General features: G+C 46.0%; 14 protein-coding genes. 4 read left to right on the forward strand and 10 right to left on the reverse strand.

Going from position 1 to position 12301, the window contains the following annotated elements; translation table 11 throughout:
* Nucleotides 1-4: 4 nt before the first annotated feature.
* Complete coding sequence (locus tag QOS07_RS04730) at nt 5-856, reverse strand: SDR family oxidoreductase (protein ID WP_283587847.1); 852 nt, start codon at nt 854-856, stop codon at nt 5-7.
* Nucleotides 857-1148: 292 nt separating this feature from the next.
* On the opposite strand from QOS07_RS04730, the gene QOS07_RS04735 reads away from it, so the two are divergent.
* Nucleotides 1149-2951, forward strand: coding sequence for an NlpC/P60 family protein (locus QOS07_RS04735; protein ID WP_283587848.1), 1803 nt, complete (start codon nt 1149-1151; stop codon nt 2949-2951).
* Between the two features lie 160 nt (nt 2952-3111).
* Here QOS07_RS04735 and QOS07_RS04740 read toward each other — a convergent pair whose 3' ends face one another.
* Both QOS07_RS04740 and QOS07_RS04745 read right to left on the reverse strand, forming a co-directional pair.
* A complete protein-coding gene (locus tag QOS07_RS04740; RefSeq protein WP_283587849.1) occupies nt 3112-3900 on the reverse strand; it encodes an aldo/keto reductase in 789 nt (262 codons plus the stop codon).
* Nucleotides 3901-4016: 116 nt separating this feature from the next.
* Nucleotides 4017-4577 (reverse strand): sugar O-acetyltransferase, encoded by a 561-nt coding sequence (locus tag QOS07_RS04745; RefSeq protein ID WP_283587850.1) that lies wholly within the window; start codon nt 4575-4577, stop codon nt 4017-4019.
* 96 nt (nt 4578-4673) lie between these two features.
* Here QOS07_RS04745 and QOS07_RS04750 point away from each other — a divergent pair, with 96 nt between their 5' ends.
* Together QOS07_RS04750 and QOS07_RS04755 are read left to right on the forward strand one after the other, a co-directional pair.
* Nucleotides 4674-5189 (forward strand): MerR family transcriptional regulator, encoded by a 516-nt coding sequence (locus QOS07_RS04750; protein WP_283587851.1) that lies wholly within the window; start codon nt 4674-4676, stop codon nt 5187-5189.
* A 6-nt stretch (nt 5190-5195) separates the two neighbouring features.
* The gene (locus tag QOS07_RS04755; RefSeq protein WP_283587852.1) at nt 5196-5504 is read left to right on the forward strand and encodes a nucleoside triphosphate pyrophosphohydrolase family protein; all 309 of its coding nucleotides are present in this window, start codon (nt 5196-5198) and stop codon (nt 5502-5504) included.
* A 49-nt stretch (nt 5505-5553) separates the two neighbouring features.
* Here QOS07_RS04755 and QOS07_RS04760 read toward each other — a convergent pair whose 3' ends face one another.
* The 7 genes from QOS07_RS04760 to QOS07_RS04790 form a co-directional block, all read right to left on the reverse strand.
* Nucleotides 5554-6300, reverse strand: a complete 747-nt coding sequence (locus QOS07_RS04760; RefSeq protein WP_283587853.1) for an alpha/beta hydrolase — start codon at nt 6298-6300, stop codon at nt 5554-5556.
* Between the two features lie 164 nt (nt 6301-6464).
* Nucleotides 6465-7061 (reverse strand): SGNH/GDSL hydrolase family protein, encoded by a 597-nt coding sequence (locus QOS07_RS04765; protein ID WP_283587854.1) that lies wholly within the window; start codon nt 7059-7061, stop codon nt 6465-6467.
* Nucleotides 7062-7231: 170 nt separating this feature from the next.
* Nucleotides 7232-7936, reverse strand: a complete 705-nt coding sequence (gene phoU, locus QOS07_RS04770) for a phosphate signaling complex protein PhoU (RefSeq protein WP_283587855.1) — start codon at nt 7934-7936, stop codon at nt 7232-7234.
* An 11-nt stretch (nt 7937-7947) separates the two neighbouring features.
* Nucleotides 7948-8697 (reverse strand): phosphate ABC transporter ATP-binding protein PstB, encoded by a 750-nt coding sequence (pstB, locus tag QOS07_RS04775; protein WP_283587856.1) that lies wholly within the window; start codon nt 8695-8697, stop codon nt 7948-7950.
* Nucleotides 8698-8710: 13 nt separating this feature from the next.
* Complete coding sequence (pstA, locus tag QOS07_RS04780; RefSeq protein ID WP_283587857.1) at nt 8711-9592, reverse strand: phosphate ABC transporter permease PstA; 882 nt, start codon at nt 9590-9592, stop codon at nt 8711-8713.
* Nucleotides 9592-10491 (reverse strand): phosphate ABC transporter permease subunit PstC, encoded by a 900-nt coding sequence (gene pstC, locus QOS07_RS04785; RefSeq protein ID WP_283587858.1) that lies wholly within the window; start codon nt 10489-10491, stop codon nt 9592-9594. Before pstC ends, pstA begins: the two co-directional genes overlap by 1 nt.
* A gap of 2 nt (nt 10492-10493) precedes the next feature.
* A complete protein-coding gene (locus tag QOS07_RS04790; protein ID WP_283587859.1) occupies nt 10494-11363 on the reverse strand; it encodes a phosphate ABC transporter substrate-binding protein PstS family protein in 870 nt (289 codons plus the stop codon).
* Nucleotides 11364-11475: 112 nt separating this feature from the next.
* Between QOS07_RS04790 and QOS07_RS04795 the strand changes: the two genes are divergently transcribed.
* A complete protein-coding gene (locus QOS07_RS04795) occupies nt 11476-12189 on the forward strand; it encodes a winged helix-turn-helix transcriptional regulator (RefSeq protein ID WP_283587860.1) in 714 nt (237 codons plus the stop codon).
* Nucleotides 12190-12301 lie beyond the last annotated feature (112 nt).

The following is a 12301-nucleotide window of genomic DNA, read 5'->3' on the forward strand; positions in this document are numbered from 1 at the left end:
AATGCTATTCAGCCTTGCCAGACCCCCGAACTTCACTGACGTTACCGTACCAGTATTGGGCAGTAACCCCACCGTCCATCAGGAAGTCACTTCCAGTAATAAAGGCAGCCTTGTCACTAAGCAGGAATTCGGCCAGTCCGGCAATTTCGTCTGGCGTACCAGGGCGCTTAGTAACCATGGATTCAAACATCTTCTTGTAGCCGGCACCACGAGGACCGTTCAGCTCATCCAGTGCCAATGGGGTCATAACGATCCCTGGTGAAATAACGTTAATCCGGGCACCGCGCTTTTGCCAGTTAACGGATTCGGCCGCTACCCGCAGGACATTTTGCCGCTTAGCATATTGGTAAGCAGCCAGTGAATCCTTAATGACATCTGGCTGCAAAACATCCAGGTCAAGTAATTCTTCGGTTGGCGTCATTGCCAGCTTCTTATCAGTTCCGGTCCCTAAAGCAGGCAGGCGGTGACCAGATTGCGAAGAAATAATCACACCACTGCCACCTTCTGCCATTACTTTACCAAACTCTTCCAGTAAAACGGAAGTCCCGTAAAGGTCGACCTTCAAAACTTGCTCTGGCGTTGTTTGGGATGGTGAAACCCCCGCTGCGTTAATTAAGTGCTTAATGGCACCTAATTCTTGCGCCTTTGCGACTACTTCCTTAATTGAATTACGGGATGACAGGTCAGCCTTGATGGTTTCCACGTCAAAGCCAGCTTCTTGAAGCCGCTTTTGAACATTCTTCAGGTTGCCCTCATTGTAATCAGCTAACAAGAGCTTCTTACCGGCACTAACCCGGCGCGCAATTGCTTCACCGATTGAACCACTACCGAATAATACTGTTACCTCTTTTTGCATTTTAATCGCTCCTTTTCCTCTGTCGATGCTTTTATTCTAGACAGCAATCGGTAAAGAACCAATTTCAATTGGCAAGGTAATCAATAAGTTTTACTTATGAGTGGAGAACACCTACATTTAGACCGTTTTCTTTTCACCAACCTTATTTATATTGCAGTCCTATTACAGGCCGATTGCAAAAAGTATCATTCCAATAACATTACGCCCACTTCCCCCTTTTCACCTTGTAGGAGTGGTAATCTTACAATCGGAAATTATTTAACGGATTAAAAAAGGGAGTAATGATTAATCAATGGGTACTAAGAAACACTACAAGATGTACAAGAATGGTAAGAACTGGTGCTACGCTGCAATCGCAACGCTTGCTGTTGCCTTCGGTGTAATGGTTAGTGGCCAACCCGCTGCCCAGGCCGATACGGTTAACCAACCAGCAACTACTGCTGTTACTAGTACAACTAGTGCTACTAGCCAACAAGCATCCACTGCTAATCAAGCTGCAACCACTAACCAAACACAACAAAACCAGACTCCTGCTTGGCAACCAAGCAACGCATCTCTAAATACTCAACAGGCCCAAACCGCTAGCGACCAAGCTAACCACGGTAGCCTGGATAACTTCAGCATTGCTAACGGCAACCTGCAAGTTTCCGGCTGGAATGCTTCTAACCAGGATGTTAACTACCAACACCACTTCGTAATTGTTTACGATCAAACACAAAGCAAGGAATTAGCACGGCAAGAAGTTACCAACACCCAACGGGACGATGTAGCAAAAGTTTACCCTGGTGTTTACAACGCCAAGTATGCTGGCTTTTCAACCAACTTCAACTTTGATTTAACCCCATACTTAAACGATAGCTTACAGATCATCAGCCGTTACTCCACCGCTGCTAACGGTGAAGGCAAGAACCTCGATAAGTGGTTTGGCCCAATTGACCTCGGTAAGTCCCAAAAAGCTTTTGCAATTGACTCATTAAAGCAAACTGACACTGGTATGCAAGTTTCTGGCTGGATGGCCGATGATGCTTCCGCTACTAAACCATACGCTTATGTTTTCTTAATGAAGGATGGTAAGGAATTAGCTCGGACAAAGGTTAACCTGACTACCCGGAATGATGTTGCAAAGGCAATGAACACGATTTATGGCAGTGCCAAGAGTGGCTTCACTGCTAACTTCAATGTTGACCAAGCACTCTTAAGCGGCAACCTGCAAGTAATGATGCGGTTCACCAATGATGCTCAAGGAAATGGCAACTACAGTGACCAATACTCAAAGGTTTACGCTACTAACGCCGGCTACGCTGACCAATTCTCATTAAACGGCAACACCATCCACTACTCTGGTTGGCATGCTGCTACTAATGCTAAGGGGATGCAACACCAATACATCATTGTTTTAGACCTGAATGGGCATGAACTTTACCGGACCGAATTAACTGGTTCACAAAAGAACATCACCCGGAATGACATTACCAAGGCTTACCCATGGATTGCCGAAACTGCCCAATCCGGTTTCAGCGTTGATATTCCGGTAACTGACGCAATGCAACACAAGGGGATCCGGATCATCCACCGGTACACTAGTTCTGCCGATGGTAACAGCCAATACGTTGACTTTATGTCTGGTGATTACTCCATCAACAGTGGTTGGCAAGGTGACTATTACTACAACCCAACGACTGGTCAAAAGGTTACTGGCCAACAAGTAATCAACGGTACTACCTACCTCTTTGGTAACGATGGTAAGTTACAGACACGCCAGCAAATTGCTGTTAACCGTGCACTTTCTGTTGTTGGTACCCCATACGTTTGGGGTGGTAACAAGCCTGGTGGTTTTGACTGCTCTGGTTTAGTTCAATGGGCATACGGTCTTCGCGAACGGATCACCTACCAACAACAAGCACTTGGTGTCCACCACTATGATGTTGCAAACGCCCCACTGGGTGCCCTGCTCTTCTTTGGTTCTGACACCACTCCAGGTCACGTTGCTATCTCCCTTGGTAACGGTCGCTACGTTCACGCACCACAACCTGGTCAAACCGTTACTGTTACTACCCAAGCATGGTACGCACCAAGCTTCTACGTAGTTCTGTAATTTAACTTAAATAAACACACCAAAAGCGTTCCGGCAAGTCATTTGACTCACGGAACGCTTTTTTAATTAAAGGGTTATCACTTTCTAGCTACGGTACCCAGCAGCATGAATATAAAATAAAAAGAGGCTTAGTTATTTCTCAGTCTCTAGTCATTTCATTTTAGTAGTAACGCTTATTCTTGTTGATCTTGGCAATTTCAGCCATTTCATTATCAGTCAGCGTAAAGTCGAAGATATCAGCGTTGTCGTGGATGTGGGCCGGGTTAGTTGAACCAGGGATTACCACAAAGCCCATTTGGGTGTGCCAACGCAAGATAATTTGAACGTTAGTCTTGTTGTACTTCTTTGCCAACTTAGTGAAGATTGGTTCGTTGATCAGGGAACGGTCACCGGAACCTAGTGGGTACCAAGCCATCAGACGGGTACCGTAAGGCTTGAGAATTTCCCGTGCTTCTGTTTGTGGGAAGTATGGGTGTGCTTCTGCTTGCAGTACTTGTGGTTTGATTTCGGCAAAGTCCAAGACGTTCTTCAGCATTGAAGCGCTCCGGTCAAAGTTGGAAATACCGATGGCCTTGATCTTGCCTTCCTTGTAGGCCTTTTCGAGAGTCTGGTAAGCAGTCTTCCAATCACCAGATGGTTGGTGCAAGAAGAGCAGGTCAATGTAGTCGAGGTCTAAACGGTCAAGTGCCTTGTCAACGGCATCTGGATCATTGTAAGAAGAGGTCCAAAGCTTGGTGCTGACGAAGAGGTCTTCACGGTTAACACCGGAGTTCTTGATCCCACGGCCACCCCCGTCTTCGTTGTAGTAAGCTTCGGCAGTATCAATTAATTGGTAACCGTCTGCCAGGGCCGATTCAACAGCCTTTTGTGCATTGCTTGAGGACATCCGGAAGGTTCCGATTCCCATTTCAGGCATTTCAACATCATTGTTTAACTTAAACTTTTCCATTATTAATACCATCCTTTTTGTGTTTTGTTTGATTCGATGGTTTCATTCTACTGGTGAAAAGTAAGTTTGAAAATTGCCGCTTTTTTATAACAGTATACGATTAATGCATAGTGAAATTATTCTTCACCTAATTGCCGGATAACCTTCGCTGGGACTCCCGCAGCCAAACTATTGTCGGGAATATCATGGGTAACCACGGCCCCCGCTGCAATAACAATATTATTGCCAATCGTAACGCCCGGCGTAATTGTAACCTTCCCGCAGATCCAGACATCATTACCAATCGTCACTGGTTGAACCCGGGCCAAGTGCTGGCGCCGGCCCTGCGCAGTTAAGGGGTGGTTAACCGTGTAAATATCAGTGTTCGGCCCAATCCAAACATTATCACCGATATGTACCTCGCCAACATCTAGGACAGTTAAATTATAGTTGGCTAAGAAATTATCACCGACATGGATGTTCTTACCGTTATCAAAGTTAAACCGGCTATGCACCACGAGGTTCTTACCAGCAGAGCCAAGAATCTCGCGGGCCATTGCTTCCTGCCGCTCGGCCTCATTTTCAGGAATCGCATTAAATTCTTGGGCTAATGTTGCTGCCCGTAGTTTCCGGGAAGCAATTTCGGGCGCGCCAAAATTAAACCATTCACCAGCTGCTAACTTGTCAATTTCAGACATCTTAATTACCTCCTTAATTCATCATTGTTATAATACGAGTTAAACCATGGTTTAAGTCAAAGGGAAAGAAGGGAAAGAAGGGAAAGAAGGCAAATAATGCGTTATACAATTGGTGAGGTCGCCACAAAGTTGAATATTCCAACTTCCACTCTCCGTTTCTACGATAAGAAGGGACTGCTCCCCTTTGTCGACCGCGACCAGGCGGGACGGCGGAGTTTTAAGGATAACGACCTGAACTTTCTACAAGTAATTGAGTGCATGAAAAAGTGCGGAATGAAGATTGAAGAGATCCGGCACTTTATTGACCTGTGCATGGTCGGTGACGTTACCCTCAATGACCGTTACGACCTCCTTAAGCAGGAAGAGCAAACAGTTACTAAGCAGATTAAGGTTCTGCAAGACCAGCTCGACTTCCTCCACTATAAGATGTGGTATTTCAAGACAGCAATTGAGGCCGGTACCGAGACTATCCACTACGCCAAAACTGCTGAGGGGCAGCGGGTCGACCCCGATATTCACGACCAGTACAAGGCTGCACTGGCAAACTGCCATGATATCAAGGAACTTGTTGATTTTGAGAAGGATTACCGGCACAAGCAAACTAAGGAGTAAATTAAAATGGATATCAAAGAAGTTTCACAACGATCAGCAAAAATTCGCCAACGTTACCATGAATTGGAGTTAAAGTATCATGGCAGTAAATGGAATACGGAGGAAGATGCCCTGGCCTTCTTAACCGATGCCGGAATCGTCGGCCGGTTAGTAATGGACCAGCAAGGACGGTGGCCGAAAACCAGTGAAGACCAGCTTGACTACAAGATTGGCGAATGTATCTGGTGGCTCTCGACCCTGGCTGACCAAACCGGGTTAAGTTTGGAAAACTGCATCAGCCACTTTCTTGACCAGCGGGAAAAAGATTTAAAATAGCAAAAGCGGCACCACGCAAAACGGTGCCGTTTTTGTTTCATGTGAAACATTATTCGTTCAAGAAATCAGTCACAGTGGTTAAAATCTCCGGCAGTTTCTTACCTTCCAACATATGGTCTTCGCCTTCCATTAGGTACAGCTTGCTGTTTGGTAAGATTACGTTGTACTTCCGTGATGCTTCTGGTGAAACGATGTTGTCGTTTAAGCCATGAATGATCAACGCATCCCCGCCAAAGTGCTGGGCCGTCTCATAAATTGGCAGTAACTGAGCGGTCCGGAAGTACTGGCCGCTTACGTTTTGACCATGGACTGGTACCGCCAATGGAATATGGTTCGGGTCATACTTACTTCCCTGGCACTCGCCAATCAAGGCATCATCCTTCAAAGTAGCTGCTGGCGCCATCAGAACTAACTTGTCAATTAAGTCCCGGTAATAGCCCGCCAGCATTGAAGCAACCACCCCACCTTGGGAATGACCAACCAGGTAGATCTTCGTTGCCTTAACCTTTGTCCGGACAAAGTCGATAATTGCCATCCCATCTAAAATTTCACCAAGAACGGTCATGTCCGCAAAGTCGCCATCGCTTTGCCCGCAGCCATCAAAGTCAAAGCGGAGGGTGGGAAGCCTGGCCGCATTAAGCTGGTGGGAAAGGTCATAAAGGAGCTTGCCCGGGTGATAACCGCGGTCCCCTTGAAAACCGTGCATCAAAATAGCAATGCGGTCATTTTGCAGAGCATCAGTACCTTCAAGTACGCCACGGAGCGTTAAGCCATCTCTTTTAATTGTAATATCCATTATGTAATCAACCTTCCTACTAGTTCTTAATAATCAACGCCAGTTCCCCTTCAAACACCGGCAACCAAATCTTCAAGTAACCTTCCTGGGTCGGGTGGACGTCATCAAACATTGCGTTCGGGTGCGCGGCCGTACTGGCAAGTAGGCCCTGGTTATGGAAGAGGTCAATGATGTAAAAGCCCCACTTCTTCTGCAGCCTTTTTTAATTTCTGAACCAGGTCGGCATACTTGTGTTCTGGATCATTTTGCAGGCAAGTGTAGAACACCAGCGGGCAGTTAAACGTCGTCTGCACATACCGGCAAACTTCCTCAATTGCCCCCAGGGTTGTTTCCACATTGAACCCGTCCCGTTGATCATCGGCAGTCAGCTGTCCCAGCTGCTTGCCATGCCGGTTGTCGTTCGTCGATAGCTGGCAAACAAAGAGGTCATACTGCTGGTCAGTTGGGAAATCTTTCTTCAATCGGTCAAGGTAACCACCTGGTTCTAAACCAGCCAGCGTGGTCCCGGAGATTGCTGACTTAACCGTCTTTACGCCGTCCCGGGCCGCTAAGTAGTCAACGAAGGACTTTCCCTTCGCCGCAAAGCCATACGTTACTGATGAGCCCAGAAAAGCCACCCGCTTCCCGACTAACGGTGACTGAGGATTAAAAGCCACCGCATTAGGACTATACTGAGCCACGTTTCCCTTCTGAAAGGCTGTGGACCTCATCATCTTTTCTAGGAATGCCTGCATACGGGCACCCGGATTTTTGTTTTCCATCCTGTTCCCTCCTCAATAGGGTTATTTTACACCTATACGTTTTATGCATAGTCCTATCTAGATGAAGTAATTTTCTTTTACTCCCCTGCCAAGCTTCTACTAATTTGATAAATAGCATGGGAGAAACAATCCAGTAGTCATGATGACTTCTGAATTATTTCTCCCATTTTTTATTCCTGTTCTTTTAATTTCCGCTGAACCATTTCCGGATCAGCCTTACCAGGATTTAATTCCACTAACTTACCAGAACCACTATAAATAATCCATTCCGCTAGGTTAACAATGTGGTCTCCTGAACGTTCCAGGTAGCGAATAACAGAGAGGTAATCACTATAGACCTTCACATTCTTTCCCCCAGCAGCGAGTGCACGAAGGATATTATCCTGCTGCTGGACGTAAATAAGGTCAACTTGTAAGTCCTCATTAGCTACTTCATAAGCCTTTTGCTCATCCGTATAAACATAGGCATCAAGGACCCGTTCCAGCATCTGGCGAACAATCATCATCATTTTTTCGACCTGCTCTTCAATTGCCTTGTTATGCTCGCGGGAACTAAGGTTTATTGCCGCCCGGGCAATGTGCGCAGCGTAATCCCCTAACCGTTCGATATCACTACTAGCCTTTAGAATACTAATAATTTTTCGAAAATCACTAGCTACGGGTTGCTGGAGGGCCATTAATTTAAGTGCCTGTTTTTCTAACCGGATTTCCTCATTGTTAATTTTGGGATCCGTGTTTAAAACCGTTTGTGCTAGCTCACTATCTTTCTCAGTGAAGGCCTTCGTTGCCTGGTAAATCTGCTCACTAGCATCAATCCCCATCTCCATAAAATGGCTTCGCAGTCGTTTTAATTCGTCATCAAAGATCGCGCCCATCCTTTCGCCTCCTAACCAAACTTGCCGCTAAGATAGTCAGCAGTTTTTTGCTCACGTGGATTCATAAAAATTGTGGCAGTCTTGTCAAATTCAATTAAGTTCCCCTGGTGCATAAAAGCTGTCCAGTCAGCGGCCCGGGATGCCTGCTGCATATTGTGGGTCACCATAATAATCGTAAATTCTTCCTTCAATTGTACTAAAGTATCCTCAATTTGCGAAGTAGAAACCGGATCAAGCGCACTAGTTGGCTCATCCATCAAGATAATCTCTGGGCGAACTGCCAGCGTCCGGGCAATGCATAGCCGCTGCTGTTGGCCACCAGAAAGCGCCAGCGCACTCTCATTTAACTGGTCTTTCACCTCATCCCACAACGCCGCTTGCCGGAGACTTTCTTCTGCCCGTTGACTCAAGACTTGTTTATCCTTCTCCCCCGCTAAGCGAAGCCCATAAATTACATTTTCGTAGATTGATAACGGGAACGGGGTTGGTTGCTGAAAAACCATCCCAATTTGCTGCCGGACACGGTAGACGTTAACCTGTGGCTGGTTAATATTAATACCATGAAAATCAATCGTCCCCTGTACCGTTGCCAGGTCATCATTCATCCGGTTTAAGCTCCGCAATACCGTCGATTTTCCTGATCCTGACGCACCAATTAACGCGGTAATTTGGTTTGCGGGAAACTTCAAATTAATATCATGAACCACGTGTTTTTCACCATACAGGACTTGGAGATTTTTTACTTCTAGTGCTATCTTCATCTTTTATCCATCCTCACTTTACTAGGCGCCGTTTTATTAAGTGACCAACATAACGTGCGAGTAAGTTAAACAACAGAATCGTAATAACCAAGACTGCTGCTGAACCGTTCGATACCGCCCGTGCATCCGGCACCAGCCCCTCACTATTTACCTTCCAAATATGGACCGCCAGTGTTTCTGCTGGCCGCATCGGATTCAAGAAACTTGTCGGACTGAATGGGTTCCAATCAGAATAATCGATTGCGGGCGAACTTTGTCCTGCAGTGTATATCAAGGCCGCTGCTTCACCAAAAATACGGCCGGCACTCAGGATGATTCCTGTGATAATCCCTGGCAAGGCGGCTGGTAGCACAATCTTCGTTACTATCCGCCACTTAGACATCCCCAGTCCGAGTCCCGCCTGCCGTTGCAAGTACGGCACCTGCTGGAGGGCATCTTCACAGCTACGAGTAAGGATTGGGAGGTTCAAGATAGTTAAGGCTAGTGCCCCTGCAAGAAGGGAAAAATCCATCCCAAATTTAAGGACAAAAACCAGGTAACCAAAAAGGCCGACCACCACTGATGGTAACGAACTAAGAACCTCAATTGCCAACCGTAATAAGCTAGTCAACCGGTTTGCCGGCGCATATTCACTCAAGTAAATTGCTGCACAGAGCGCTAACGGTACGGAAACAATCATTGTAATAACAACTAGGTATAGTGAATTAAATAATTGGTCACGGATTCCGCCCTCACTCTTGAAGGCTTCGGCACTTGAAGTTAAAAAGTGCCAGGAAATATTTGGTAAGCCCGTTGCCAAGATATAAACTAATAAGCTTATAATCAATAACCCAACCACCCCGGTAAGGCCGAGGATTACAATCGTTGCAATCCGATCAATTTTTTCTGGTCGCATTACCGTGCTCCTTTCCGACTAACCACCCGAATCAAAAGGTTAAAGGCTAAGGACATGATTAAAAGGATTAGTGCCAGTGACCACAACGCATTATTAGATGGTGTTCCCATCACAGTGTTCCCAATTCCCGTTGTGATAACACTCGTCAGGGTGGCCGCCGAATCCATCAGTCCCTTTGGCATAATGGTTGTATTACCAACTACCATTTGAACTGCTAGGGCCTCACCAAATGCCCGGGACATTCCAAAAACCATTGCGGTAAAGATATCACTCCGGGCACTGGGAATAATGACGCGGATAATTGTTTGCCACCGAGTCGCACCGAGGCCGGTTGACGCCATCCGGTATTGCTTGGGAACTGCCCGTAAACTATCAATTGTCATTGATGTCATGGTTGGGAGAATCATGAGAAATAAAACGCAGGCAGCAGCCAGGAGGCCAAAACCAGTTCCACCAAAGAGTTGGCGTAGGTTGGGTACCACCACCGTTAATCCAATATACCCATAAACCACTGATGGGATTCCAACCAGTAACTCAATCAATGGCTGACAAAATTGATTGATCTTTTTTGACAACATCTCCGTTAGCGCAAGCGCGACCACTAATGCTAATGGCAAAGCAACCATCCCTGCCAAAACAGTTACCCCAAACGATGCGGCAATCATCGGTAACGCGCCATAAAGGTGGTGTGATGGCTGCCAATTAACCCCGCTTAAAAATTGCCATAAGGAAAAGTGATCATTATTAAAGAGGGCCACCCCCTTAATCGTCAAGAAGACAAGGATTGTGCCAACTAACCCACCAATTACGATAATTGCGATGTAGCTAACTAGTTTACCCAGCAGTTCCTGCTTACTTTCTGCTGACGGACCCAATAGTTGTTTTTTTAATTTATCCATCATTATTTCCTCTCACTAACCTGTCCGTCTGCCGTCCGTTCTACTTTCATATCATGAATATTGACGTAATTGGCATCCTCTACTAATGAGTTTTGTACCTTTTTTGACTGCATAAAATTAATAAAATTTTGGGTTGCTAAACGTGGCCGTTTTTTAGTGTACAAGTGTTCATACGACCACAGCGGCCACTTATTAGTGGTAATGTTTGCCGTCGATAAGCGCACCCCATCAAGTTTTACCGGTTGAACGTCGCGATTAAGGTAAGCAGATGAAATGTAACTAATCGCTCCAGGCGTATTTTTAACGATCTCTTTAACCGTCCCATTTGAGTCCTGCTCCTGGGCATTGACCGAATGAGTTCCGGGCTTAAGAACCGTTTGCTCAAATGCAACCCGGGTACCACTTCCGTTAGCCCGGTTAATGACCGTAATTGGCAAATTGGGCCCGCCAACTTCACGCCAATTGGTAACCTGGCCGGTAAAGATCTGACGGAGCTGGTTCATCGTTAAATTGTCCACCCCCAACCGCTTGTTAACCACTGGAACAATCCCGGAAACCGCCACGATATGATCCTTAAGATTAGCAGCGGTAATCCCGTCTTGCTGTTCAGCAAAAATATCGGATGCACCAATATCGACCGCGCCAGCCTGAACCTGACTTAGGCCGGTACCAGAACCACCGCCCTGAACAGTGATGCTGGTATGGTTGCTGTTAGGGTACTTGCCAACAACTGCTTCGGTAAGTGGTTGAAGGGCAGTTGAGCCAACAATCGTTACCTTTTCTTGTGGGGGCTGCTTTTTCGCTACCACCCACCCGGCACCAAGACCGGCGATAATTACAGCGATCCCAACGCTTAAAATAATCTTCTTCATGGTAAACTCCTCGGTTGTCTTCGTTTATTTCCTATGGTACAAATAGAGCATACCAATCCGATGTAAACTTTTAATCTTTGCTTTGTAAAAGTTGTGTAAATTTGGAGAAGTTATGACAAAAGAATTTCTACTAATGAGTCAGCGCCAAGAACTCGTCTACCAGTTAAGAACCCTTTGTAAAAAGACCCATTGGAATTTTATCCAAGTCACTACCCCCACCGGCCTCGTGGTTGAGCTAGAAAAGCATACTTTTGCGGGAATTTGGTGGGATTTAGCTGGATCCACCACGCTTGATACCACAATTGCAACCGTCACCCTAATTCGTGACCAGGTTAGCGGACCGATCACGGTTTTTACTGATGAGCCAACTATTCGGAGCCAGCGAAAACTTTTGCGAGCTAAAGTCGATGACATTATCCCAACCCCCATCACGAGGGAAGTATTCCGGCCCCTCCTTGAGCAACGATTATGGCTTTATGATCATTTCCAGCTAAGGGACCGCACCACGCGTAAAGAAACAACACACCCTAGCATTATTACAATGGGAAATTGGCAAATTGACCGGCAAAATTTCCTGGTTACCAAAAATGAACAGCCGGTTGAACTAACACCTAAAGAATTCCAGCTACTCTCCTACTTAGTTGAACACCACGGACAAGTGCTAAGCCGCGAGCAGCTGGTTAACGGAATTTGGGGATACGATATCCTGGATACCTCACGAATTGTCGATATCCATATCAGCCACCTCCGTGATAAGTTAGAGAATAACCCCCACCAGCCACAGCACCTTTTAACTGTCCGGGGATTTGGCTATAAGTTGGTTTAATCTGACTAGGTGGAAAAGTATCCGAAATTATATGTTGAGTATTTACAATCTAAGTGCAACAGATTTAAAAAAATAAACCCATAGCGGGTAGAATATGTTTAACGACCAAAGC

Source organism: Limosilactobacillus viscerum (genome assembly GCF_947387525.1).
In the GTDB taxonomy this organism is placed as follows: domain Bacteria; phylum Bacillota; class Bacilli; order Lactobacillales; family Lactobacillaceae; genus Limosilactobacillus; species Limosilactobacillus viscerum.